This is a genomic window from Klenkia taihuensis, assembly GCF_900112525.1.
Classification (GTDB): domain Bacteria; phylum Actinomycetota; class Actinomycetes; order Mycobacteriales; family Geodermatophilaceae; genus Klenkia; species Klenkia taihuensis.
Map to the genome: position 1 here is coordinate 345,825 of NZ_FOMD01000004.1, position 23,720 is coordinate 369,544.

Below are 23,720 nucleotides of genomic sequence, written 5' to 3' on the forward strand. Positions count from 1 at the left end.
AGTCGCACAGCCGGAGCTCGAGGTGCGCACAACTGAACACGGCTAGTGACCCGTGCGAAAGATCCGCGGGCCATGAGATCGATCCCGCAACATCCCGTTCACGCTGGTCAGAAGCGTGCCGGAACCGTCCGGTCGGGACGGGTCGGGCGGGATCGGGTGCCGGCGTCAGCCGGTGACAGCACGGCGGTCGTGCAGGGAGCGCAGCGCGGAGATGTCCCGTGCGTGCCCCTCCCACGGCCCGGCGGCGGTCGCGGAGGGCGTCTCGACGACCACGGGGACGCCGGTCAGGGCCGGGTGGGCGAGCAGCTCGGCGAAGGCGTCCAGCCCGATCGTGCCCTCCCCGATCGAGGTGTGCCGGTCCCGCCGGGAACCACGGGCGTCGAGGGAGTCGTTGGCGTGCACGAGCCCGAGTCGGCCCGGTCCCACCGCCTCCTCCAGCGCCTCCAGGGTGGCCGCCGCGCCGCCGGCCGTGACCAGGTCGTGACCTGCCGCCCAGGCGTGGCAGGTGTCCAGGCAGACCCCGACGCGCGGGTGGTGCTCCAGGGCGGCCAGGTAGGGCGCGAGGTCCTCCACCCGCGCCGCCAGGGCCCGGCCCCCGCCGGCGGTGGGCTCGACCAGCAACCGGGGGCCGTCGTCGGGGAGCGCGTCCAGCAGGGGCAGCAGCCGCTCGTGCAGCTGCCGCAGCGCCGCGTCGTACCGGTCGGGGCCCACGGCGGACCCGGCGTGCACCACCACGCCCGCGCAGCCCAGCTGCACGCCGCGGGCCAGGTCGGCGGCCAGGGTGGCCACCGAGGCGTCGACGGTGGCCGGGTCCGGCGAGCCCAGGTTGACCAGGTAGGGGGCGTGGATGAACGACGGGGCACCGCGCTCGGCGCAGCCGGCGGTGAAGGCGGCGTCCTGCGCCGGGTCGCCGGGCGAGCGGCGCCAACCGCGCGGGTTGCCCACGAAGACCTGGACCGCCTCCGCGCCCACCGCGTCGGCGTACGCGAGCCCACCGGTGGCCAGCCCCCGGCCCACCGGCACGTGCGCCCCGACGGGGCCCGGGATCACCCGAAGGTCACCAGGATGGTCACCGAGGTGCCCGGGTCGACGACCTCGCCGGCGGCGGGGGTCTGGCGCAGCACGGTGTCGCCGAAGAACTGGGTCACCGAGACCTCCAGGCCGGCGGCCTCCAGCGCGGCGACGGCGGCGTCCTTGGTCTGCCCGACCACGTTCGGCACGGTCACCTGCACCGGCCCGACGGACACCGTCAGCGTGATGGTCGAGCCGTAGGCCTGGTTGCCGCCGGGGGAGGCGGAGACGACCTCGCCGGTGGAGACGGCGTCGCTGCGGCCCTCGTCGCGGGTGACCTCGAAGCCCAGGCCCTCCAGCGTCGCCTGGGCGTCGTCGGGGTCGCTGCCGGCCAGGTCGGGGACGTCGGCGGTGGCCGGGCCCTCGGCGACCTGGAGGGTCACGGTGTCGCCGCGGCGCAGCTCGGTGCCCGCGGCGGGGTCGATGGCCATCACCGAGCCCGCGGCGACGTCGTCGCTGCGCCCGGTGGTGCGGGCCACCTGCAGGTCGCCGCCCAGGGCCTCGATCGCGGCCTGCGCGTCGTCGGCGGGCTGGCCCACCAGGGCGCCGTCCACGGTGAACCGCTCGGGGCCCTTGGACACGGTGAGCGTGACGTCGCTGCCGATGATGATCCGGGCCCCGTCGGCGGGGTCGGCGGAGACGACCGTGCCGGCCGGGACGTCCTCGCTGAACACCTCGGTGACCACCGGGTCCAGCCCGGCCTCCTGCAGGAACCCGATGGCCTGCTGCTGGCCCTGCCCGGACACCTCGGGGACGTCGGTCCACCTGCCCGACCCCAGCCACCAGCCGACCGCGCCGATGGTCACCGCCATGAGCAGCACGACGGCGACGGCCAGCCGCACCCGGCGGCGCCGGATGTGGTCGGGCACGCCGACCCGCGGCAGCGGCCGGGGTGCGGTGGGGTGCGGGGGACGGCGACCGCCGACCGCCCCGGTGGGCGGCAGCGGCACCATCGCGGTGCGCCCCCCGGGCCGGTGCGGCGAGATGACCTCGGTGCGCGGGTCGTCGCCGCCGCGCGCGGCCGAGGGTCGGTTGACCGGGCGGATCGTGGTGGTGTGCGTGCTGGCCCGGCCGGTGGGCACCGGGGTGCGGCCCAGCCCGAGGTCGCGGGAGATGTCCTCGATCTCGGCGAGGAAGGCGCCGGCGTCCAGCGGGCGGGCGCCGGGGTCGCGGCGAGTGGTGCGGGCGACCAGCTCGTCGACCTGCCACGGCACCGACGGGGTCTCCTCCGACGGCGGCGGGACGTCGTGGTGCACGTGCTGGTAGGCCACCGCCAGCGGGGTGTCGCCGGCGTAGGGCGGGTGCCCGGTGAGCAGCTCGTAGAGGACCACACCCGCGGCGTAGACGTCGGAGCGGGCGTCGGACTTGCCGCGCTCGAGCTGCTCGGGGGACAGGTAGGCGACCGTGCCGATGAGCACGCCGCCGGTGTGGCTGGTGTGCCCGGTGCCGGCGACGGCGCGGGCCAGCCCGAAGTCGGCGACCTTGACCTGGCCGGTGGAGGAGATGAGCACGTTCTCGGGCTTGATGTCGCGGTGCACGATGCCGGCCCGGTGCGCGGCGGTCAGCCCGGACAGCACCGGCTCCATGACCGCGAACGCCTCGCCGACGGTCAGCCGGCCGCGGGCCTGCAGCAGGTCGCGCAGGGTGCGGCCCCGGACGAGCTCCATGACCAGGTAGACCAGGCCCTGGTCGCTGCCCTGGTCGCTGACGCCGACCACGTTGGGGTGGCTGAGCATGGCCGCGGCGCGGGCCTCGCGGATGAACCGGTCGACGAAGGCCGGGTCGTGGGCGAGGTGCTCGACCATGACCTTGACCGCGACCTGGCGGTGCAGGCGGAGGTCGGTGGCGGCGTAGACGGTGGACATGCCGCCGCGCGCCACGCGCTCCTCGAGGCGGTAGCGCCCCTCCAGGACCAGCCCCAGCACGGGGTCGGTCACGGCGGTGTCCACGGCGGCGAGTCTACGAGCGCGGGCCAGCACCCGAGGTCAGCGACGCGGGGGTCGCTCGTCCCGGTCAGCGGCTGGTCCAGCCGTACCGGGTCACCAGGTCGGGGGTGACCTCGGCCGGGGAGGCGACGCCGCACAGCGTCATGGTGTGCGCCAGCTCCCCGGTGAGCCCGGTGAGGACGCCGGCCACCCCGTCGGCCCCGCCGCAGGTCAGCCCCCAGGCGGTGGGCCGGCCGAGGAAGACCGCGCGGGCACCGAGGGCCAGCGCGACGAGGGCGTCGGAGCCGGTGCGCACCCCGCCGTCGGCGTAGACCTCGACGTCGGAGCCGTCGGGCGCGGTCTCGCCGCGGACGGCGTCGACCACCTCCGGCAGGGCGTGCGCGCTGGGCACCACCAGGTCGACCTGCCGCCCGCCGTGCGCCGACACCCACACCGCCGAGGCGCCCGCCTGCACGCAGGCCACCGCGTCGTCGCCGCGCAGCACGCCCTTGACCACCACCGGCAGCCCGCTGACCTCGGCGAACCGGCCGACGTCGGCGAGCACCCAGCCGGGGCTCTCGTTCGCCGCCAGCGGCGGCCGGTCGTCGGGGGCGGGGTGGTTGGCCATCCGCAGCCCGGCCGGCAGCGCGAAGTCGTTGCGCAGGTCGCGGTGCCGGCGGCCGAGCACCGGCAGGTCGACGGTGAGCACCAGCGCCCGGTACCCGGCGTCCCCGGCCCGGCGGGCGAGGTCGTCGGTGTGCGCGGGGGAGTGCTGGGCGTAGAGCTGGAACCACGCCGGCGACCCGGTGGCGGCGGCGACCTCCTCGACGGTGTGCGTGGCGCTGGTGGACACGCACAGCAGCGCGCCGGCGGCCGCGGCGCCCCGGGCGGTGGCCAGCTCGCCGTCGGGGTGGGCCATCGACTGGTAGGCCCACGGCGCGACGCCGACCGGGGTGGCCACCTCGGTGCCCAGCAGGGTGGTCGCCGTCGTCGCCGTGACCCCGCGCAGCACCCGGGGCCGCAGCCGCCAGGTGCGCCAGGCCACCGGAGCCTCGGCCAGCGAGGTCTCGGTGCCGGCGCCGCCGGCGTAGTAGTCGAAGACCGCGGGGTCCAGCAGGCCCCGCGCGCGCTCCTCGAGGTCGTCGAGGTCCAGGAAGGGCGGCGGCGCGGTGGGGTCGGCCGGGCGGGGCACCTCACCCGGGGCGCGGCGGCGCTGGGTCTGACCGGTCATGCACCAGACCTAAACTGATCGCGTGGAGTTCTACACCCCCCAGGACGTCGCGAAGCTGATCGGCGTGTCGCCCAACCGCGTGCGCCAGCTGGTCAACGACGGCAAGCTCCTCGCCCTCCCGGGCAGCGGCCGCAGCAAGATCCCCGTCGACGTCATCCAGGACGGCGAGGTGCTGCGCCACCTGCCCGGCCTGCTCACCCTGCTGCACGACGGCGGGTTCTCCGAGCAGGAGGCCTTCGACTGGCTCTTCCGCGAGGACGAGTCGCTGCCGGGCACCCCGATCCAGGCGCTGCGCGACGACCGGCACACCGAGGTCACCCGACGCGCCCAGGCGCTGGCGTTCTGAGCCAGTTCACGTACCTCGGCCTGCTGGCCGGGGTGCTGGTCGTGACCGCTCCGCTGGAGCTGGTGCTGCACGTGCGGGTCTACCCGCGGTGGCGCCGGCTGCTGGTGGCGATCGCCCCGGAGTTCGTGGTCTTCGTGACCTGGGTGCTCTACGCCATCCACCAGGGCCACTGGGACTACAGCGCGGTCTACACGACCGGCGTCCGGCTGCCCGGCGGCATCCCGGTCGAGGAGGTCCTGTTCTTCCTCGTCGTCCCGCTGGCGTCGGTGCTGGCGCTGGAGGCGGTGCGGAAGGTGACCGGCTGGGACGCCGGCTACCCCGCCGAGGAAGCCGCGCCGGCGAACGGGGCCGGTCGATGAGCTACAGCGCGCTGGCGGTGACCGCGGTCGTCGTCGTCCTGCTGCTCGACCTCGTCGTCTACCGGACCCGGATGGTGACCCGGAAGGCGTACTGGACCGCCTACGCGATCATCGTGTCCTTCCAGCTGCTGATGAACGGCGTGCTCACCGGCCTGGGCGTGGTCACCTACGACCCGGGCACCATCTGGGGCCCGCGGATCGCCTACGCGCCGGTGGAGGACCTGCTCTTCGGCTGGGCGATGGTGACCCTGACCCTGGCCAGCTGGGCGGCGGTCAACCGGCGGGCGAACACCGCCAGGCGGCGCGGCCTGGACACCGACACCCGGCCGTCGAGCACCCGGTAGTCCACCTTCTCGATCTCGCGCAGGATGCCGCCGTACAGGTCGGTGGCCGCCCGCACGCAGTCCCGCGACTCCGGGGCGAGCATCGCCGTGCCGGGGGCGGCGTCGTCGTAGCGGCGGCGGACGACGTCGACCATCTCCCGCATCAGCGCGGTGAACCCCGGCGTGTGCCGGCGTTGCGCCAGCTGCTCGCGGGTGACGCCGTGCGCGGCCATCATGTCCGCGGGCAGGTAGACCCGGCCGCGGTCGACGTCCTCGGCGACGTCGCGCAGGAAGTTGGTCAGCTGGAAGGCCTCGCCCAGCGCGATGGCGTGCGGGGCGGCCTCCTCGCGGGCGACGCCCGCAGCCGTCCCGAGCACCGGGAGGACCTGCAGCCCGATGACCGAGGCCGAGCCCCACATGTACCGGTCGAGCGCGTCGAGGTCGGCGTAGCCGGTGACGTCGAGGTCGCTGGTCATCGCGGCGAGGAAGTCGACCAGGTGCTCGCGCGGGATGTCGTAGCGGCGCACGGTGTCGGCCAGCGCCAGCCGCACCGGGTCGTCGGAGTGCCCGCTCTCCACGGCGGCCAGCGCGTCCCCGGACCAGGCCAGCAGCTCGGCCTCGGGGTCGCGACCGGGCTCGTCGGCGCCGACGTCGACGATGTCGTCGGCCACCCGGGCGGCGGCGTAGAGGGCGTGGATGGCCTGTCGCCGGTCGGGGGTGAGCAGCCGGGTGGCCAGGAAGTAGGACTTGCCGTGCTCGGCCGCGATCGCCCGGCACCGGGCGTAGGCGGCCTCCAGCTGCGCGCTCACCCGGTGATCCGCTGCGCCGCGAGCCGGCCGCTGACCAGCACCATGGGGACGCCGACGCCGGGCTGCACGCTCGACCCGGCCAGCACCACGTTCTCCGGTCCGCCGCGGGGGTAGGTCGAGGGCCGGAACGGGCCGGTCTGGCCGAAGGTGTGCGCGAGGGCGAACGGGGTGCCCGCGGCCATGCCCTGGGCGGCCCAGTCGGCCGGGGTGATCAGCTCCTCGACCTCGATCGCGCCGGTCAGGCCGGTCCAGCCGCGCCGCTCCATCGTCTGCAGCACCTCGTCGCGGTACCGCGGGGCCAGCGTGGGCCAGTCGATGCCGGGCGCGAGGTCGAGGTTCGGGGTGGGCGCCACGATGCTGAGCACCTGCCCGCCCTCGGGGGCCAGGGTGCGGTCGGTGCGGCTGGGCATGGAGACCAGCAGGCTGGGGTCGCTCATCGGCCGGCCCGTGACGGTCAGCTCCTCGAACACCTGCTCCCAGGCCGCGCCGAAGGTGATGGTGTGGTGCGCCTGGCCGGCCATCTCGTCGCGCACGCCGACGTGGATGGCCACGCAGCTGGGCGAGTAGGTGGGCTTCCGGCGCCGGCGCAGCGGCACCAGCAGGTCGGCCTGGTCGGCGGTCACGACGACGGCGTCGGCGGGCAGCAGCTCGCCGTCGGCCAGCCGGACGCCGTGCGCCCGCCCGCCGCGCAGGTCCAGCGAGGCGACCGCGGTGTCGTAGCGGAACACGACGCCGGCGTCGGCCGCGGCGGCGGCGAGCGCGGCCGGGACGGCGTGGATGCCGCCGACCGGGTGCCAGACGCCCTTGCCGATGTCGAGCTCGGCGATGACGGCGTAGGCGGCGATGGCCCGGAACGGGGAGACCCCGGCGTAGAGGGCCTGGAAGCTGAACAGCCGGCGCAGCCGCTCGTCGGTGAAGAACCGGTCGACGTGCGGGGCGAGCTTGCCGAACCCGCCCTTGCGCACCAGCTCGAGCAGCGGCCGGCCGAGCAGGTCGAGCGGGGTGTCGAGGTTGCGGTCGATGAAGACGTCCCACTGCAGGGCGTCCAGCTCGCGCAGGTGGGCCAGGTAGCGGGTGACCTCCGCGCCGGCGCCGGGGCCGCAGACGGCCTCGGCCTCGGCGGCGAAGGCGGCCGGGTCGGCGTGCACGTCGATGGTGGAGCCGTCGGCGTACTGCGCCCGGTAGGTGGTCTCCAGCGGCAGCAGCTCGAGCCGGTCCTCGAGGGTCTCGCCGACGCAGGCCAGTGCGTCGCGGACCAGGCCGGGGGCGGTGAGCACCGACGGGCCGGTGTCCAGCGCGTAGCCCTGGCGCTCGACCCGGCCGGCGCGACCGCCCGGGTCGGGTCCGCGCTCGACGACGGTGACCTCGCGGCCGGCACCGCGCAGCCGCAGCGCCGCCGAGAGCCCGGCCAGCCCGGCGCCGACCACCACGACCCGGTCGGTGGGTCCTGGGACGGTCCTCACGTGGTGCGGGTGGTGGCGGCGACGGCGAGGGCGTCGAGGGCGGTGCGGGCCTCGTCGGTGACCGGTGCCTCGGCGATGGCCTCGCGGGCGGCGGTGGTCTGGGTGCTGATCCGGTCCTCGACCTGCTGCAGCGCGCCGGTGGCGCGCATGAGGTCGCGGACGGCGTCCAGCTCCTCGGTGGTGGACCCGGGGTGCCCCAGCACGTCGGCCAGCAGTGCGCGGCCGGGGTCGTCGGCGGCCTCCTCGGTGAGCGCCACGAGCAGGGTCTGCTTGCCCTCGCGGAGGTCCTCGTCGGCGGACTTGCCGGTGACGGCCGGGTCGCCGAAGACGCCGAGGACGTCGTCGCGCAGCTGGAAGGCCTCGCCGAGGGGGAGGGCGATGCCGGTGTAGGCCTCGACCACCTCGGGGCCGGCGTCGGCGATGGCCGCGCCCAGGTGCAGCGGGCGCTGCACGGTGTACCCGGCGCTCTTGTACCGCGCGACCTTGAGGGCGCCCTCGGGGCCGGGCAGGCCGCCGGCGGCGCGGAGCAGGTCCAGGTACTGCCCGGCGGTGACCTCGGTGCGCATGGTGTCCCAGACCGGGCGGGCCCGGCCCAGGGCCTCGGCGGAGATGCCCGAGCGGCGCAGGAGCTCGTCGGACCAGACCAGGGCCAGGTCGCCGACCAAGATGGCCGCGCCGGTGCCGAAGAGGGCGGCGTCGCCGGTCAGGCCGCGGTCGCCGTGCCGGCCGGCGAAGCCGACGTGGGTGGCGGGACGGCCGCGGCGGGTGGTGGCGGCGTCCATGACGTCGTCGTGGACCAGGGCGGACCCGTGCACGAACTCCAGGGCGGCCACGGCACGGAGCACGGCGGCCTCGTCCTCGGGGTGCGCGGTGGCGATCGCCCGCCAGCCCCAGTACGCGAAGGCGGGGCGCAGCCGCTTGCCGCCCTCGGCCACCGCGGCCACCTCGTCGACGACCGGGACCAGCTCGTCGTCCATGCCCGAGAGCACGCCGCGCTTCTCGGCGAGGAAGGCGTCCAGGGCCTCGCTGACCGCCTCGCGGAGCCGGCCGAGGTGGGCCACATCGGCGGAAACCGCCTGGTCAGCGCCGTTTGCGCTGGTGGGGTCGGCTGATCGGGTCCCTGCGGTCACGGACCGAGTATGCCCGCCCCCCATGACGCGGGCACGCCATGATCGGGACGGGGTGCCGCAGGTCGCACCCGGAGGGCGGTGCGGTTCCGTACCGTGTGCGGTCGTGACCGGCACCGTGCGCGAGCTGCTCGAGAAGGGGCAGCCCACCTGGTCCTTCGAGTTCTTCCCGCCCAGGAGCCCGGCCGGCGAGGCCCAGTTGTGGACGGCGCTGCGCGAGCTGGAGCGGCTGGCGCCGTCGTTCGTGTCGGTGACCTACGGTGCCGGCGGCTCGACGCGCGAGGGCACCCTGGCGGTCACCGAGCGGATCGCGACCGACACCACGATGCTGCCGCTGGCCCACCTCACCGCGGTCGACCACTCCGTCGACGAGCTGCGCAACGTGGTCGCCCGGCTGGCCGCCGCGGGGGTCACCAACATCATGGCGCTGCGCGGCGACCCGCCCGGCGCCGACCCGCAGGCCGACTGGACGGCGCACCCGCAGGGGCTGTCCTACGCCGCGGAGCTGGTCGAGCTGGTGCGGGGGATGGGCGAGTTCTGCGTGGGCGTGGCCGCCTTCCCCGAGACCCACCCCCGCTCGCCCGACGCCGAGACCGACGCCGACATGTTCGTGGCCAAGTGCCGCGCGGGTGCCGACTTCGCGATCACCCAGATGTTCTTCCGGGTCGAGGACTACCTCCGGCTGCGCGACCGGGTGGCCGCCCGGGGGTGCGACGTCCCCCTGCTGGCCGGGGTGATGCCGGTGACCAGCGCGAAGCAGATCGCCCGCATCGTGCAGCTGTCGGGCCAGGCGTTCCCGGCGGAGCTGGCGGAGCGCTTCGCGGCCGCCGCCGACGCCCCCGCCGACGAGCAGCGGGCGCTGGGCGTCGACGTGGCCACGCAGCTGTGCGAGCAGCTGCTGGCCGAGGGCGTGCCCGGCATCCACTTCATCACCATGAACAGGTCGACGGCGACCCGCGAGGTCTACGAGCGGCTGTCCCCGGTCAGCGCGGCGTCGGCCTCCTGAGCCGCGCGGCGCAGGGCCACCCGCTCGGCCCGGTAGCCGCCCAGCACACCCACCACCGGCAGGTTCGACAGCGCCCGAGCGCCCAGGTTGCCCTTGGGCCGGGCGTCGAGGGCGTCGTCGATGCGCGAGAGCGTGCGGGTCACCCGCCACAGCGTGCGGGCCGCGCCCGCGGCGCCGCGCCGCCGGTCCTGGGCGCCCAGCACCTCCTCGGCGTAGGCACCCTTCTGCCGCTGCAGCAGCGGGGTGACCTGCTCGGCGGTCAGCGGGCGGTCCAGCAGCACCCGGGCCAGCAGCGCCACCCGGCGGGCCGGGTCGTCGACGTCGTGCTCGGCGGCGATGCCCAGCACCACCAGGGACTGGATGCCCGCGCCGATGCCGTTCTGCAGCGGCAGCAGGTCGGCGAGCTTGCCGGCGAACCGCGGCGCGGCCGAGCCCACGGCGACCACCCGGGCGACCGTCTCGGCCCACCACTCCGCCCGCTGCGCCGCCGGCATGGCCGGTGGGCGGTCCAGCCGGGCGACCACGGGGGCCCACAGCCGGTCGACCCGGCGGAGGACGTCGACCACGACGGCGTCGGAGACGGGGGGCGCCATGCCGAGGGACGCTAGCGCCGCCGCTGTGCGCCCGCTCTGCGACGATCCGGGCGTGAGCGACGACGTGCAGGCCCTGATCGCCCGGGTGCAGGAGCAGGAGCGCCGGCTGGTGCTGCCCCGGTTCACCCACGACGACGCCTGGGCGCTGGGCACGCTGCTGGTCGGGACGGCCCGGGAGCGCAGGCTGCCGGTCACCGTGGACATCACCCGCGGCCAGCAGCAGCTCTTCCACGCCGCGCTCGAGGGCACCGCCGCGCACAACGACGTGTGGATCGCGCGCAAGGTCGCCACCGTGCGGGAGCTCGGGTGCTCGTCGTTCCTCGCCGGCCTGCAGGCCCGGGCGCGCGGGGAGGTCTTCGAGGACGCGCCGTGGATCGACGCCGCGCGGATGGCCGGGCACGGCGGCGCGTTCCCGCTCACCGTGGCCGGGGTGGGCGTCGTCGGGACGCTCACCGTCTCGGGTCTGCCGCAGGCCGAGGACCACGCGCTGGCCGTCGAGGCGCTGGAGGCGTTCCTCGCCCAGCTGTGAGGACTCCATGAAAACTGCAGCACCGGTGCGCACGCACGTACGGTGGGCCGGTGCTCCGACGACGCTGGCGCTGGGCCGTGGTGGCCCTCGGCCTCGCCGTCCTGGTCGCCCTCCCCGCGCTGGTCGAGGCGCTGCCGGCCCGCGACGGCGGCGCCTCCGCCGCCGACCTGCGGGACCGGGTGCTGGCCAGTGAGGACGTCGCGTTCTCCGGCTACGCCATCTCCACGGGGGGCCTGACCCTGCCGGTGTCCGACGCGCTCACCGGGGTGGCCGACCTGCTGTCGGACCAGACCTCGCTGCGCGCCTGGTACCGCGGCGCCGACGACTGGCGGGTCGACGTCGTCACCGCGACCGGGGAGACCGGCACGCACCGCGACGCCACCGGCACCTGGACGTGGGACTACGCGGACCAGGCGGCCAGCCGCGGCACGCTGCCCCCGCTGGCCCTCCCCACCGCCCCCGACCTGCTGCCCAGCGCGCTGGGCCGGCGGTTGCTGAGCGAGGCCGCCGACGACGAGCTGTCCCGGACCGCACCGGCCCGGGTGGCCGGCGTCGACGCCCTCGGGCTGCGGTACACCCCGGCCGACGCCGCCGCGTCGGTGTCCGAGGTCGACGTGTGGGTGGACCCGGGCACCGGGCTGCCGCTGCGGGTCGTCGTCCGCGGCGGGGACACCGCGACGCCGGCGCTGGACACCCGCTTCCTCGACCTCTCCCTGACCACCCCGGACGCCTCGACCACCGACTTCGTCCCGCCGCCCGGTGCCGACGTCCGCTCCGACCAGGAGCTCACCGACGTCGACCTGGGCCGGCAGGAGCGCGCCGACCTGCCCGGCACGCTGGCCGACCTGGGCCGGCGCACGTTCGACGGCGTCCCCGAGCAGGTCGGCGTCTACGGCTCGGGCATCACGGTGCTCGCGGTCAGCGCGCTGCCCGGCCGGGCCGCAGCCGGGCTGCGCGACCAGCTCGCGGCCACCCCGGGCGCGGTCGTCGACGACCTCGGCGTCCGGATCGCGGCCGGCCCGCTGGCCCTCATGGTGGCCGGCACCAGCACCCGGGACGGCGGCAGCGGCACCTACCTGCTGGCCGGCACGGTCACCCTCGACGCGCTGGCCACCGCCGCGCGCCAGATCCAGGAGGCACCAGCCCGATGAGCGACACCGTCATCGCCACCCACGGGTTGCGCAAGGCGTACGGGGCGGTGACGGCCGTCGACGGCATCGACCTCGACGTCCGGGCCGGCGACGTCTACGGCTTCCTCGGCGCCAACGGGTCGGGCAAGACCACCACCGTGCGGATGCTGCTGGGCCTGGTGCTCCCGACCGCCGGCACCGTCGAGGTGCTCGGCCGGCCCATCCCCAGGGCCGGCCGCGAGGTGCTGCCCCGGGTGGGCGCGCTGATCGAGGGCCCCGCGGCCTACCCGCACCTGTCCGCCTCGGCCAACCTGTCGCTGATGGACGCCGCCGGGCCGGGCGGTGCCCGCCGCGGTCGGGGGCAGCGGATCGCCGAGGTGCTGGACCAGGTCGGTCTCGGCGGGGTCGGCAAGCGGCAGGTCCGCGGGTTCTCCCTGGGCATGCGGCAGCGGCTGGGCCTGGCCGGGGCGCTGCTGCGCCGGCCCGACCTGCTGGTCCTGGACGAGCCGACCAACGGCCTGGACCCGCAGGGCATCCACGAGATCCGCACCCTGCTGCTGGACCTCAACCGCACCGGGACGACGGTCTTCCTCTCCAGCCACCTGCTCGCCGAGATCGAGCAGCTGGCCACCCGGGTCGGCGTGCTGGACCGCGGCCGGGTGGTGCTGCAGGACGACCTGGCCACCCTCACCGCACCCACCGGTGCCACCGTGGTGCGCACCCCCGACCCGGCCCGCGCCGTCCGCGAGCTCGGCGACCGGGTGCTGTCGGCCGAGGGGGACCGGCTGGTGGTGCGCGGCAGCGAGCCTGCCGAGGTCAACGCCGTCCTGGTGGGGGCGGGGGTGCCCGTCTCCGGGTTGGCGCTGGACCGGCCCACGCTGGAGGACGTCGTGCTGGCCGCGGCCGCCGGTTCCGGGGACCGGGTGGCCGCGTGATCGGCGTCGAGCTCCGCAAGCTGTTCCGCCGTCCCCGTACCTGGATCACCATCGCGCTGCTCAACGCGCTGCCGGTGCTGGTCGCGGTGCTGCTGAAGGTCACCGACCTGGCGCCGCGGCCGGGGGAGGGGCCGGCGTTCCTGTCCGCCGTCCTCACCAACGGCACGCTGTTCCCGCTGGCCGCGCTGGCGATCGTGCTGCCGCTGTTCCTGCCGATCGCGGTCGCCGTCGTCGCCGGGGACGCCGTCGCCGGCGAGGCGCAGGGCGGGACGCTGCGCTACCTGCTGGCCCGCCCGGCCGGCCGCACCCGGCTGCTGGTGGCCAAGCTGGTCGCGGTCATCGCGTTCGTGCTGGTCACCGTGGTGGTCGTGGCCGCGGTCGGCTACGTCGTGGGGACGACGCTGTTCGAGGTGCAGTCCCTGGGGGCGACCACCGGCATCTCGGGGACGTCGCTGACGCCGCAGCAGGTGGCCGGCCGCACGCTGCTGTCGATCGGCTACATCACGGTCTCGATGCTGGGCGTGGCGGCGTTCGCGCTGTTCTTCTCCACGCTCACCGACTCCCCGCAGCTGGCCACCCTCGGCGCGCTGGCGGTGCTCATCGGCTCCTCGCTGCTGTTCACCCTGGACGCGGCCTCGGACATCGCGCCCTACCTGCCCACCCGGTACTGGCTCAGCTTCGTCGACTTCTTCCGCGACCCGATCCTGTGGCGCAACACCGCCCGGGGGCTGGGCCTGCAGGCGGTGTACGTCGTCGTCCTGCTGGGCGCGGCGTGGGCGAACTTCACCACCAAGGACGTCACCTCCTAACCTCACCGCTCGTGAGGATCAGCCCGGCGGAGCTCGACGCGGTGGTCGCCGGCACGGTGGACCTGGCCTTCCGGCGGTGGGACCGGCCCCGGGTGCTGCCCGGCACCCGCATGCGCACCCGGGTCGGCCTGGTGGAGGTGACCTCGGTCGACGTCGTGGACGCCGCCGACCTGACCGAGGACGACGCCCGCCGCGCCGGTGCCCGGGACCTGGCCGCCCTGCAGCGGGGGCTGGCCGCGCACGCCGACCGGCCGGTGCACCGGGTGGGCATCCGGTTCGCCGGCGAGGACCCCCGCGCGGTGCTGCGCCGCACCGTGCCCACCGACGACGAGGTCGCCGCGCTGCAGGCCCGCCTCGACCGGCTGGACCGGGCCTCCTCGATCGGCCCCTGGACGGCGGCCACGCTGGCGGTCGTGGACGCGCACCCCGAGCGGCGGGCGCCGGAGCTGGCCGAGGAGCTGGGCCGGCCGACGCCGGAGTTCAAGCGGGACGTCCGCAAGCTCAAGGAGCTCGGGCTGACCGAGTCCCTCGACATCGGCTACCGGCTGTCCCCGCGCGGCGAGGCGGTGGTCAACGCCGCCCGCCGGGCCGCGGGGGAACCGGTCCCCGAGCGCACCCCGCCGCCGGCCGGGACGCCGCTGCCGAGCCTGGGCGCCCCGGCGACCCGGGCGCTGCGGGCCGCCGGGCTCACCACCCTGGAGGCGGTCGCCGCCGTCGGTGAGGAGGAGCTGCTGGCGCTGCACGGCGTCGGGCCGATCGCCGTCGCGAGGATCCGGACGGCCCTCGGCCGCTGACCCCTCGGGCGTGGGATCGATTGCCTGTGAACCCGGGTTGCAGGCACCTCGCCCCGGGTGTGCAATCGGTTGGTAAGACCAACTGATTGCACACCACTGGAGGTAGCGACATGTGCGGCATCGCGGGCTGGGTCTCCTTCGACGACGACCTCCGCCGGCACCGGTCCACCGCCGCGGCGATGACCGCGACCATGGCCTGCCGGGGCCCGGACGACGAGGGCCTGTACGTGCGCGAGCACGTGGCGCTGGGGCACCGCCGCCTGGCCGTCGTCGACGTCGTGCACGGCCGCCAGCCGATGGCGCTGTCCACCGGCGGCGCGCTGGGCACGGGCCCCGACGCCGACCGGGTCACCGACGACGCGCTGGCGATCGTCTACTCCGGCGAGGTCTACGACTCCCGCGAGCACCGGGCCGCCCTCGGCGGGGAGTTCGCCACCGGCAGCGACACCGAGGTCGTGCTGCGCGCGCACCGCGCCGCGGGCGACCGCGACCCCCGCGAGGTGGTCGCCGGGCTCAACGGCATGTTCGCCTACGCCCTCTGGGACGCCCGCCGCGAGGAGCTGCTCCTGGTCCGCGACCGGCTGGGCGTCAAGCCGCTGTACTACTACCCGACCCGCGACGGCGTGCTGTTCGGCTCCGAGCCCAAGGCCGTGCTGGCCCACCCCGACGTCCCCCGGGTGATCGACGCCGCCGGGCTGCGCCGGGTGCTCGGCATGGTCGCCGACCCCGCCGGCACGCCCTTCGCCGGGCTGCGCGAGGTGCCGCCCGGCCACGTCGTCCGGATCAGCCGCGCCGGGGTCCAGGAGCTGCGCTACTGGCAGCTGGAGTCGACCCCGCACACCGACGACGTCGACGCCACGGTCGCCCGGGTGCGGGAGATCCTCGACGACACCGCCCGCCGGCAGCTGGTCGCCGACGTCCCGCTGTGCACCCTGCTCTCGGGCGGGCTGGACTCCTCGGCGCTCACCGCCCTGGCCGCCCGCCGGCTCGGCGAGGCCGGGCAGGGCCCGGTGCGCTCCTTCGCCGTGGACTTCGCCGGCAACGACACCGACTTCGTGCCCGACGAGGTCCGCGGCACCCCCGACGCCCCCTACGTCGCGGACGTCGCCGCGCACGTGCGCAGCGACCACACCGACGTCGTCCTCGACGACGCCCGGCTGCTGGACGACGCGGCCCGGGACGCCGTCCTGCGGGCCCGGGACACCCCCGGCATGGGCGAGATCGACACCTCGCTGTACCTGCTGTTCGCCGCCGTCCGGCAGAGCTCCACGGTCGCGCTGTCCGGCGAGAGCGCCGACGAGGTCTTCGGCGGCTACGTCGACTTCCACGACCCGGCCGCGGTGGGCGCGGACACCTTCCCCTGGCTGGCCGGACGGATGATCGCCAGCATGGCCGGCGGCGGCCCCGGGGACCTGCTGCACGAGCGGGTGGCCAAGGAGCTCGACCTGGCCGGCCACGTCGAGGACGCCTACCGGCAGACCATGGCGGAGGTGCCCCGGCTGGACGGCGAGACCGGCCACGACGCCCGCATGCGCGAGGTCTCCTACGCCTACCTGACCCGCTTCCTCCCGGTGCTGCTGGACCGCAAGGACCGGATGAGCATGGCCGTGGGCCTGGAGGTGCGGGTGCCCTTCTGCGACCACCGGCTGGTCGAGTACGTCTTCAACACTCCCTGGCACCTGAAGACCTTCGACGGCCGGGAGAAGAGCCTGCTGCGGGCGGCCACCGCCGACCTGCTGCCGCGCTCGGTCGTCGAGCGGGTGAAGAGCCCCTACCCCTCCACCCAGGACCCGCGCTACGGCGCGGGCATCGCCTCCCGCTACGCCACGCTGGCCGACGACCCCGGCTCGCCGCTGGCCGACCTGGTCGACCTCGACGCCGGCCGCCAGGCCTCGCGGACGGTGCAGGACCGGCTGCTGTTCGTCGACCGCTGGCTGCGCGAGTACGAGGTCGACGTGACGGTCTAGCTGGACAGCCGGGCGCAGTCGGCCGGGCCCAGGTCGACCGGCTGCCCCGACGCCAGCTCGGCGACGACCATGCCCTGCACCAGGGGGTCGGTGGGCAGCTGCCCGTGGCCCACGGTGCTGTCGGCGCACACCGACTGCACGGTCAGGTTCAGCGCGCCGTCCAGGCGGGCGGAGTCCGGCGGGGTGACGGTGGTGTCGTCCTGCGTCCAGATCGACACCCAGGTCGGCCCGGTCGGGGTCTCGTCACCGGCGTTGAGCCGGCGCAGCAGCCCGCTGCCGGTCTGCAGCTGCTGGCACGCGACCGGGCACTGGTCGGGGGCCAGCGACCCGGCCAGGTCGGCGACCGTCGTGCCGTGGTGCGGCGAGCCCAGGGTGAGGACCCGCCGGGCCTGGGCGGCCCCGCCGTCGGCGGCCCACAACCGCGCCACGACCCCGCCCGCGGAGTACCCGACCACGTCGACCGTCGCTGCCCCGGTGCGGGCGAGGGCGGCGTCCACGGCCTGGCCGAGGACCTCGGCCGACGCCTCCAGGTCGCCGGTGCCGTCCCCGGGCACCGGGACCACCGTGGCGTCGCGGCCGGCCGTGCCGAGCACGTCGGCGAGGACCTGCAGCCCGGTCGTCGAGCCGCCGTAGCCGGGCACCAGCAGCACCGGGCCGGGGTCGGCCTGGCTGACCGGGGTGGGGGAGTCGGCCGTCAGCCGCGGCACCAGCACGGCCGCGGCCACGGCCACCGCGCCCACGACCAGGGCGGCGAGCAGGCCCAGCACCAGACGGCGGCGGGCGGGGGAGAGGCCGGCGAGCACGCCTCCACTGTCCCTGGTGGACTGGGGTCGTGTCGCGCTACCTGACCCGGGAGGAGTACTTCGACGCCTGGGCCCGCTGGCACGGAGGCACCGACCCCCGCGCCTCGGCCGTCGTCCGCGGCTGGCTGACCATCGCGCACACCCTGGCCCGCCCGCTCGCCGGGCTGTCGCCGACCGTCGTCACCGCCGTCGGCCTGCTGGTGGCCCTCTCCGCCGTCGGCCCGGCCGCGGCCGGCGGCTGGTGGCTGGTCCCGGCCGGGCTGCTGGTGGGCCTGTCCGGCCTGCTGGACTCCCTGGACGGCGCGCTGGCCATCGCCGGCGGGCGCGCCAGCCGGCGCGGCTACGTGCTGGACTCCGCCGTCGACCGGCTCACCGAGGTCGGCTACGCGCTGGCCCTCTGGCTGGCCGGCGCCCCCGTCTGGCTGGCGGTGGCCTTCGGCGCGCTGTGCTGGTTCCCCGACTACCTGCGCGCCCGTGCCGGGCAGGCCGGCGTCGACGAGACCGGCGCCATCTCGGTGTGGGAGCGCCCGACCCGGGTGGCGATGACCGGGATGACCCTCGGCGGGGCCGGCGTGGTGTCCGCCCTCGGCCTCGACGTGGTCGTCGTGGTGGCGGGGACGGCGGTCGGCGCCGTCCTCGGGCTGGTCGGCACCGCGCAGCTGGGCCGCCAGCTCCGCCGGGCACTGGGCTGAGGGCCGCCGTTACGCTCGGGTGAACCCCGGGTGGCGTGCGCGCCGAACACACCGGGTCCAGCCTGTCGAAATCCCCTGGAGCGCCACCGTGTCCGTCGCCGTGACCGGTTCGATCGCCACCGACCACCTGATGACCTTCCCCGGGTCGTTCAGCGAGCAGTTCGTCGAGGGCCAGATGGAGAACGTCTCGCTGTCGTTCCTGGTCGACGACCTGGTGCAGCACCGCGGCGGGGCCGGGGCGAACATGGCCTACGGCATGGGCCTGCTGGGCCTGGCGCCGGTGCTGGTCGGCTCGGTGGGCAGCGACTTCGACGACTACGACGCCTGGCTGCAGCGGCACGGCGTGGACACCGAGAGCGTCCGCTGGTCCGACGTCAAGCACACCGCCCGGTTCACCTGCACCACCGACGTGGCCGGCAACCAGATCGCGTCCTTCTACTCCGGCGCCATGGCCGAGGCCTCGATGATCGAGCTGGCGCCGGTGGCCGCCCGCGTCGGCAGCCTGGACCTGGTGATCATCGGCCCCAACGACCCCACCGCGATGGTGCGGCACACCGAGGAGTGCCGGGAGCGCGGCTACCGGTTCATGGCCGACCCGTCCCAGCAGCTGGCGTGGGCCGACGGCGAGATGATCCGCAGCCTGGTCGACGGCGCGGACCTGCTGTTCACCAACGAGTACGAGGCCGCCCTGCTCAAGCAGAAGACCGGCTGGTCGCACGAGGAGGTCCTCGACCGGGTGGGCACCTGGGTCACCACCCGGGCCGCCAACGGCGTGCGGGTCGAGCAGGCCGGCGCCGACACCATCGAGGTCATCGCCGTCCCCGAGACCAAGCCGGTCGAGCCCACCGGCGGCGGCGACGCGCTGCGCGCCGGGTTCGTCGCCGCCCGCCAGTGGGGCCTGGGCCTGGAGCGGGCCACCCAGGTCGGCTCGGCGGTCGCCACCGCCGCCGTCGAGGTCGTCGGCACCCAGGAGTACGACCTGCCCCGGGAGTCGTTCCTGGAGCGGTTCGCGCAGGCCTTCGGTGCCGACGCCGCCGACGAGGTGGCCCCGCACCTGCCTCAGTCGCCGCGCAGCGCCTGACCGATCGACGGGTCGGCCTGCCAGTCGCTGTAGGGGATCCGGCGGATCTCCTTCAGCTCGCCGATCGTCGACCACTCGTTGCCGCCCAGGCGGGCCAGCGGGCGCAGCCCCTCGATGCGGGGCCGGCCGTCGCGCACCGCGTCGGCGTGCGCGCTGACGTGCACCACCCGGCCGAACACGACCGTGCTGTCGCCGAAGGACGTCGTGGCGTGCAGCCGGCACTCCAGGGTGACCGGGCTGGCCGCGACCCGCTTGACCGAGACCACGTCGCTGTCCTCCAGCACGACGCCGGTGTGCTCGGCCTCGTCCTGGTCCGGCGGGAAGTCGGTGCCGGTGGCGTTGACCTGCTCGAACAGCTCCTCCGGGGTCAGGCTGACGGTGAACTCACCGGTCGCCTCGACGTTGGTCAGGCTGTCCTTGCGGCCGACGCTGGTGAACTGCACGACCGGCGGGTCGACGCAGGCCACGGTGTAGAAGGAGTGCGGGGCCAGGTTGTGCACGCCGTCGGCCGAGCGGGTGCAGACCCAGGCGATCGGCCGCGGGACGACGACGGAGTTCATCACCCGGTAGAAGGCCTTGGGGTCCATCTGCGCGGGGTCGAAGGTGGTGCGCTCGTGTGCGGTCACCCGGTCAGTGTGCGGCCCCGCCAGCGCAGCGTCCCGCGGGAGTGGCCGAGCACGGAGCGGACCAGCAGCAGGTCCAGCACCGCCACCCCGAGGGGGTGGGCGAGGGCGTCGGGCCACACCCGGCCGCCGGTGCGCGCCGCGGTGACCGCCCGCCCGGCCACCCCGGCGGCGTAGCCGACCAGCCCGGCACGTCCGCCGGCCAGCGGCGGCACCACCCACACCGCGGCCAGCGCGGCACCGGCGGCCAGGCTGCCCACCGGTGAGCCGCCGAGGGCCGACCACAGCGACTTCTCGTACCCGGCCGCCAGCTCGGCCCAGCCGGCGTACATCCGGGTCGTGGCCAGCCGCGACCCGTCGGCGACGACACCGCGCCCGCCGGACCGCTTGACCGCCCGCAGCAGCGCGATGTCCTCCAGCACCTCGCCGCGCACCGCGCCGTGCCCGCCGGCCCGCTCGTACCCGGCCCGCCGCAGCGCGAGGAACTGCCCGTTGGCGGCGGCCATGGAGGGCCGGCCGGGCCGCTCGGCCAGCCGCAGCGGCAGGGTGGTGGCCCACAGCCACTGCTGCAGCGGCTGCACCAGGCGCTCGGCGGGGGTGAGGGCCAGCTGGCGCGGCCAGGGCGAGACCAGGTCGAGGTCGTGCCGCTGCAGCAGGGCGACGGCGGCCGCGACCGCGTGCGGGGCGAGCCGGACGTCGGCGTCGACGAAGACGAGCACGTCGACGTCCCCGGCGTCGGCGGCACCCTGCGCGCAGGCGTTCGGCTTGCCCAGCCAGCCCGGGGGCGGCGGGGCGGCGGCGAGCACCCGGGCGCCGTGCGCGGCGGCGACGCCGGCGGTGCCGTCGGTCGACCCGTCGTCGACCACCACGACCTCCAGCCGTGGGACGCCGGTCTGCGCGGCCAGCGCGTCCAGGCACCCGCCGAGCTGGTGCGCCTCGTCCCGGGCGGGGACGACGACCCGCACCCGCGCGGTGGTGGCCGGCGGGTCCGCCGGCGGCGTGCGCAGCAGGACCGCGTTGAGGACGGCGTGCGCGGCGAGGGCGACCGAGGTCCCGGCGAGCACCCGCACCACCCCCCGCCCGCGCCCCCGCCCGCGCCCCCGCCCGCGCCCCCGCCCGCGTCGCGTCATGTGACGGTCAGGACCCGGAACGCGGCCCGGACGGGTCCTGGGCGTCGGATGACGGCGCCGGGACGGCAGGGGTGCGGGCGCGGCGGCGGGCGAGGGCGACGAGCACCGGCAGGCTGAGCACCACGCCCCACACGGCGGAACCGGGCAGGCCGAGCCAGCCGGCGTGGGCCAGCGCGCCGCCCAGCACCATCCAGGCCAGCGCGACCAGCGGGGCGGAGTCGGGCAGCGCGGCCGGCCGGTCGGCGACCAGCAGGTCCAGCAGGGCCATCAGCACCAGCCCGGCCAGCAGCCAGCCACCCAGGTTGGTCAGCGGCACGGTGTCGATCCCGGGCAGCCCCGGGGTGGGGTGCGCCCAGGTCCAGTAGCCGGCCTGCACCAGCTGCGGGTCCAGCACGACGTCCCACGCGGCGAAGACGTACGCGGCCACCACGATCCGTCCGCCCCGGTGCGCGGGCACCAGCCGGCGGGCCAGCAGCCAGCTGGGCCAGACCATCATCAGCCAGGCCAGCGGCACCAGGAACGGCACGCCCAGCAGCGTGGGGCCCAGGGCGTCGGAGTAGGTGTAGCTGCCGTACGGGAACCCGGTGGCCAGCCCGACGGACTCGAACAGCACCGACGCGGCCACGGTCACCGCGGCCACGGCCAGCCCCGTGCGCCACCCGCGGGACAGCCCGGCGTGCACGACGGTCAGCGCGGACCCCAGCAGCACGATGGTCCAGCTGACCGCGTCGCGGACGCCGCCGGCGGTGAGCGGGTAGGCGATCGCGGTGGCCAGCAGCGCCGCGGTGAGCACCCAGGGCGCGCGGGTCACCGGCGCAGCAGGCGGCGCAGGGCGGCGGTCCGGCCACCGCGGTCGGCCAGCACCACGCGGGCCGCCGTCCGGCCGCTGTTGCCGCTGACCCCGCCGCCGGGGTGGGTGGAGGCCCCGGTCAGGTAGAGGCCGGGCAGGCCCGGCACCCGGTGGCCCGACAGCGCGGGGGTGGGCCGGAAGGCGAACATCGAGGCCAGCGACATCTCCACGTGCATGACGTTGCCGCGCGGCAGCCGCAGCTCCTGCTCGAGCTTGAGCGGCGTCTGGATGTACAGCGACTGCACCGAGTCGGCGAAGCCGGGGGCGAACCGGTCGACGGCGTCGACCAGCCGGGCGGCCTCGGCCTCGGCGATGGCGTCCCAGTCGCGGCCGTCGCCGAGCCGGTAGGGGTACCACTGGCCCCAGATGGTGACCACGTGCCGCCCGGGCGGGGCCAGGGTGTCGTCGCTGGCCGAGAAGCTCATCGCCAGCGGCACCGGCTCGCGGGGCAGGTCGCCGGCCTGCCAGTCACCGTGCGCCCGGGCGAGCACCGCGCGGTCGGTGCACAGCAGTTGCAGTCCCTGCAACGAGTCGGCCGGGTCGACGCCCGGGTAGGCCGGCAGCGCGTCGGTCAGGCAGCGGACGACGAGGCCGAACCCGTTGCCCAGCGGCGGGTCGGCGTCGCGCAGCGCGGGCGGGGCGTGCTCGCCGGCGATCGCACGGGTGGCCCCGACGTGGCAGGCGGCGACGACGGTGGAGGCCTCGATCCGCCGGCCGGACTCCAGCACGACGCCGGCCGTGCGGCCGTCCTCGACCAGCAGCGAGGCGGCGCCGTCGCCGAGGGTGACCCGGCCGCCGTGGGCCTCGAGCTTGCGGCGCAGCGCCGCGGTCAGCCCGCCCGAGCCGCCGACCGGGTGGCCGGGCGGGGTGGTGTGCAGCAGCGCCGCCCAGCCGACCATCGCCGCGGTGCCCGGCTCGGACATCGGGGGGCCGGACTGCGCGCCGAACCAGGCCAGGGCCGCCTTGAGCCGCTCGCTGGTGAACCAGCGGTCCAGCAGGGCGTCGCCGGAGCCCAGGAAGTCGGTGGCCAGGTCGCCGCCGGACACCCGGGGGCGGCCCTTGGCCGGGGCGCCCAGCGGCCAGAGGTGGCGGGCCAGTCGGCCGGGGCTCGGCCGGTCGCCGAAGGCCTGCACCACCCGCGCGCTGCGGGGGCCCCACACCTCGACGAAGCGGCGGTAGGCCGCGGCGTCCTCGGCCCCGCAGGCGGCCTCGATCGAGGCGCAGGTGGCGTCGAGGTCGACGGAGAAGACCAGCGGCCGGCCGTCGGGGCCCTCGCTGCCCGGGGCGGGGGCGGGGGCGAAGCCCCAGGGGTCGCAGTCGACGTAGCGCAGGCCGTGCGCGGCGAGGTCGAGCTCCTCGACGACGCCCGAGTGCCGGACGATGACGTGCGCGCTGGACCCGCGGTCGACCCGCACGCCGGGCCAGCGCTCCACGGTGGAGACGGCGCCGCCCAGCACGTCGTCGGCCTCCACGACCTCGACGTCCAGGCCCGCGACCGCCAGGTGGCAGGCGGCGACCAGGCCGTTGTGCCCGGACCCGACGACGACGACGTCGGCCACTAGGCGGGTGTCCCGAGCGGGAGGCGCGCGCCGAGGATGGCGAAGGGCCGGGCGTCGCCGGGGAAGTGGTGGTTGCGGGCCAGGTCGACGAAGCCGTCGGCCCGGTAGAGCCGGAAGGCCTTGGTGTCGGAGTCCGGGGTCGACAGCAGCGCCGCGGGGTAGGGCAGGTCGCGCACCAGCGCGTGCAGCAGCTGGCGGCCCAGGCCCTGGCTCTGGTGGTCGGGGTCGACGTGCAGCTCGCAGACCTCGAAGCCGCCGGGCAGCCAGCGCTTGGCGGTGCGCCGGTCGAGGGCGTGCCGGACCTGGTCGTGCCACCACTGGCCGGGGGCGACCAGGTAGCCGTAGCCGAAGCCGACCAGGTGCTCGCCGTCCGGGCCGGCCGCGAAGGCGCCGACCGCCCGGAAGCCCTGCCGCTCGGTGTGCTGCACCGCGTAGCCGTACCGGCCGGCGACGACGGAGTCGCCGTAGCCCATAGCGCGGCCGTAGATGGCCAGCGCCTCGTGCAGGTGCTCGCGCATCCAAGCGGTGGGCAGCTCGGTCACCCGGGTCGTGGGTGCGGTCATGC

24 protein-coding genes and 1 pseudogene are annotated in these 23,720 nt (G+C 76.1%); 12 read left to right on the forward strand and 13 right to left on the reverse strand.

Going from position 1 to position 23,720, the window contains the following annotated elements:
* Positions 1–165: 165 nt before the first annotated feature.
* The 3 genes from BM158_RS17610 to BM158_RS17620 form a co-directional block, all read right to left on the reverse strand.
* Positions 166–1,050, reverse strand: a complete 885-nt coding sequence (locus tag BM158_RS17610; protein ID WP_229827804.1) for a deoxyribonuclease IV — start codon at positions 1,048–1,050, stop codon at positions 166–168.
* Positions 1,047–3,020, reverse strand: coding sequence for a Stk1 family PASTA domain-containing Ser/Thr kinase (pknB, locus tag BM158_RS17615; RefSeq protein WP_091562431.1), 1,974 nt, complete (start codon positions 3,018–3,020; stop codon positions 1,047–1,049). The genes BM158_RS17610 and pknB overlap by 4 nt, the downstream gene beginning before the upstream one ends.
* 64 nt (positions 3,021–3,084) lie before the next feature.
* Positions 3,085–4,227: an alpha-hydroxy acid oxidase gene (locus BM158_RS17620; RefSeq protein ID WP_091562435.1), complete on the reverse strand. Its 1,143-nt coding sequence runs from the start codon at positions 4,225–4,227 to the stop codon at positions 3,085–3,087.
* A gap of 22 nt (positions 4,228–4,249) precedes the next feature.
* Between BM158_RS17620 and BM158_RS17625 the strand changes: the two genes are divergently transcribed.
* The 3 genes and pseudogenes from BM158_RS17625 to BM158_RS22520 form a co-directional block, all read left to right on the forward strand.
* On the forward strand, positions 4,250–4,573 hold the full coding sequence (locus BM158_RS17625; protein WP_091064192.1) for an Rv2175c family DNA-binding protein: 324 nt from the start codon (positions 4,250–4,252) through the stop codon (positions 4,571–4,573).
* Positions 4,570–4,932: a lycopene cyclase domain-containing protein gene (locus BM158_RS17630; RefSeq protein ID WP_091562439.1), complete on the forward strand. Its 363-nt coding sequence runs from the start codon at positions 4,570–4,572 to the stop codon at positions 4,930–4,932. Before BM158_RS17625 ends, BM158_RS17630 begins: the two co-directional genes overlap by 4 nt.
* A pseudogene (locus BM158_RS22520) lies at positions 4,929–5,138 on the forward strand (lycopene cyclase domain-containing protein); the annotation flags it as partial. The gene BM158_RS17630 and the pseudogene BM158_RS22520, both read left to right, overlap by 4 nt.
* Here the strand turns inward: BM158_RS22520 and BM158_RS17640 are convergent.
* The 3 genes from BM158_RS17640 to BM158_RS17650 are packed head-to-tail and all read right to left on the reverse strand — an operon-like array spanning position 5,135 to position 8,588.
* The gene (locus tag BM158_RS17640) at positions 5,135–6,064 is read right to left on the reverse strand and encodes a phytoene/squalene synthase family protein (protein WP_207506723.1); all 930 of its coding nucleotides are present in this window, start codon (positions 6,062–6,064) and stop codon (positions 5,135–5,137) included. The pseudogene BM158_RS22520 and the gene BM158_RS17640 overlap by 4 nt on opposite strands.
* Complete coding sequence (gene crtI / locus BM158_RS17645; protein WP_091562446.1) at positions 6,061–7,527, reverse strand: phytoene desaturase family protein; 1,467 nt, start codon at positions 7,525–7,527, stop codon at positions 6,061–6,063. The genes BM158_RS17640 and crtI overlap by 4 nt, the downstream gene beginning before the upstream one ends.
* The gene (locus BM158_RS17650) at positions 7,524–8,588 is read right to left on the reverse strand and encodes a polyprenyl synthetase family protein (RefSeq protein ID WP_229827802.1); all 1,065 of its coding nucleotides are present in this window, start codon (positions 8,586–8,588) and stop codon (positions 7,524–7,526) included. Before BM158_RS17650 ends, crtI begins: the two co-directional genes overlap by 4 nt.
* Positions 8,589–8,760: 172 nt before the next feature.
* Here BM158_RS17650 and metF point away from each other — a divergent pair, with 172 nt between their 5' ends.
* Positions 8,761–9,660 (forward strand): methylenetetrahydrofolate reductase [NAD(P)H], encoded by a 900-nt coding sequence (gene metF, locus BM158_RS17655; protein WP_229827801.1) that lies wholly within the window; start codon positions 8,761–8,763, stop codon positions 9,658–9,660.
* Here the strand turns inward: metF and BM158_RS17660 are convergent.
* Positions 9,618–10,253, reverse strand: coding sequence for a hypothetical protein (locus BM158_RS17660; protein WP_091562457.1), 636 nt, complete (start codon positions 10,251–10,253; stop codon positions 9,618–9,620). The genes metF and BM158_RS17660 overlap by 43 nt on opposite strands.
* A 52-nt stretch (positions 10,254–10,305) precedes the next feature.
* On the opposite strand from BM158_RS17660, the gene BM158_RS17665 reads away from it, so the two are divergent.
* From BM158_RS17665 to asnB, 6 genes are all read left to right on the forward strand, one after another.
* Positions 10,306–10,782 (forward strand): heme-degrading domain-containing protein, encoded by a 477-nt coding sequence (locus tag BM158_RS17665; RefSeq protein WP_207506724.1) that lies wholly within the window; start codon positions 10,306–10,308, stop codon positions 10,780–10,782.
* A 50-nt stretch (positions 10,783–10,832) separates the two neighbouring features.
* Positions 10,833–11,933, forward strand: a complete 1,101-nt coding sequence (locus BM158_RS17670) for a transcriptional regulator (protein WP_229827800.1) — start codon at positions 10,833–10,835, stop codon at positions 11,931–11,933.
* A complete protein-coding gene (locus BM158_RS17675) occupies positions 11,930–12,847 on the forward strand; it encodes an ABC transporter ATP-binding protein (protein WP_091562464.1) in 918 nt (305 codons plus the stop codon). The genes BM158_RS17670 and BM158_RS17675 overlap by 4 nt, the downstream gene beginning before the upstream one ends.
* On the forward strand, positions 12,844–13,656 hold the full coding sequence (locus tag BM158_RS17680; RefSeq protein ID WP_091562469.1) for an ABC transporter permease: 813 nt from the start codon (positions 12,844–12,846) through the stop codon (positions 13,654–13,656). Before BM158_RS17675 ends, BM158_RS17680 begins: the two co-directional genes overlap by 4 nt.
* An 11-nt stretch (positions 13,657–13,667) precedes the next feature.
* Positions 13,668–14,450 (forward strand): hypothetical protein, encoded by a 783-nt coding sequence (locus tag BM158_RS22525; protein ID WP_091562472.1) that lies wholly within the window; start codon positions 13,668–13,670, stop codon positions 14,448–14,450.
* 110 nt (positions 14,451–14,560) lie between these two features.
* Positions 14,561–16,417, forward strand: coding sequence for an asparagine synthase (glutamine-hydrolyzing) (gene asnB / locus BM158_RS17690; protein WP_091562475.1), 1,857 nt, complete (start codon positions 14,561–14,563; stop codon positions 16,415–16,417).
* On the opposite strand, the gene BM158_RS17695 is transcribed toward asnB, so the two are convergent.
* Positions 16,414–17,220, reverse strand: coding sequence for a lipase family alpha/beta hydrolase (locus tag BM158_RS17695; protein ID WP_091562479.1), 807 nt, complete (start codon positions 17,218–17,220; stop codon positions 16,414–16,416). The genes asnB and BM158_RS17695 overlap by 4 nt on opposite strands.
* 29 nt (positions 17,221–17,249) lie before the next feature.
* Between BM158_RS17695 and BM158_RS17700 the strand changes: the two genes are divergently transcribed.
* Both BM158_RS17700 and BM158_RS17705 read left to right on the forward strand, forming a co-directional pair.
* Positions 17,250–17,912: a CDP-alcohol phosphatidyltransferase family protein gene (locus BM158_RS17700; RefSeq protein ID WP_229827799.1), complete on the forward strand. Its 663-nt coding sequence runs from the start codon at positions 17,250–17,252 to the stop codon at positions 17,910–17,912.
* A 100-nt stretch (positions 17,913–18,012) separates the two neighbouring features.
* On the forward strand, positions 18,013–18,993 hold the full coding sequence (locus BM158_RS17705; RefSeq protein ID WP_229827798.1) for a carbohydrate kinase family protein: 981 nt from the start codon (positions 18,013–18,015) through the stop codon (positions 18,991–18,993).
* On the opposite strand, the gene BM158_RS17710 is transcribed toward BM158_RS17705, so the two are convergent.
* The 5 genes from BM158_RS17710 to BM158_RS17730 form a co-directional block, all read right to left on the reverse strand.
* Positions 18,972–19,619 carry a flavin reductase family protein gene (locus BM158_RS17710; RefSeq protein WP_229827797.1) on the reverse strand — a complete coding sequence of 216 codons (648 nt, stop codon included), beginning with the start codon at positions 19,617–19,619 and terminating at the stop codon, positions 18,972–18,974. The two genes, BM158_RS17705 and BM158_RS17710, sit on opposite strands and share 22 nt — an antisense overlap.
* Positions 19,616–20,680 carry a glycosyltransferase family 2 protein gene (locus tag BM158_RS17715; RefSeq protein ID WP_229827796.1) on the reverse strand — a complete coding sequence of 355 codons (1,065 nt, stop codon included), beginning with the start codon at positions 20,678–20,680 and terminating at the stop codon, positions 19,616–19,618. Before BM158_RS17715 ends, BM158_RS17710 begins: the two co-directional genes overlap by 4 nt.
* Positions 20,681–20,753: 73 nt before the next feature.
* A complete protein-coding gene (locus BM158_RS17720; RefSeq protein WP_091562491.1) occupies positions 20,754–21,557 on the reverse strand; it encodes a carotenoid biosynthesis protein in 804 nt (267 codons plus the stop codon).
* Positions 21,554–23,155, reverse strand: a complete 1,602-nt coding sequence (locus BM158_RS17725) for a phytoene desaturase family protein (RefSeq protein ID WP_091562497.1) — start codon at positions 23,153–23,155, stop codon at positions 21,554–21,556. The genes BM158_RS17720 and BM158_RS17725 overlap by 4 nt, the downstream gene beginning before the upstream one ends.
* Positions 23,155–23,718, reverse strand: a complete 564-nt coding sequence (locus BM158_RS17730; RefSeq protein ID WP_091562501.1) for a GNAT family N-acetyltransferase — start codon at positions 23,716–23,718, stop codon at positions 23,155–23,157. The genes BM158_RS17725 and BM158_RS17730 overlap by 1 nt, the downstream gene beginning before the upstream one ends.
* Positions 23,719–23,720 lie beyond the last annotated feature (2 nt).

What these genes read in the sequence shown, in the direction of transcription:
- BM158_RS17620 (WP_091562435.1), bottom strand. Translation starts at nt 4,227, where the DNA reads ATGACCGGTCAGACCCAGCGCCGCCGCGCCCCGGGTGAGGTGCCCCGC.
- BM158_RS17660 (WP_091562457.1), bottom strand. Translation starts at nt 10,253, where the DNA reads ATGGCGCCCCCCGTCTCCGACGCCGTCGTGGTCGACGTCCTCCGCCGG.
- BM158_RS17675 (WP_091562464.1), top strand. Translation starts at nt 11,930, where the DNA reads ATGAGCGACACCGTCATCGCCACCCACGGGTTGCGCAAGGCGTACGGG.
- asnB (WP_091562475.1), top strand. Translation starts at nt 14,561, where the DNA reads ATGTGCGGCATCGCGGGCTGGGTCTCCTTCGACGACGACCTCCGCCGG.
- BM158_RS17730 (WP_091562501.1), bottom strand. Translation starts at nt 23,718, where the DNA reads ATGACCGCACCCACGACCCGGGTGACCGAGCTGCCCACCGCTTGGATG.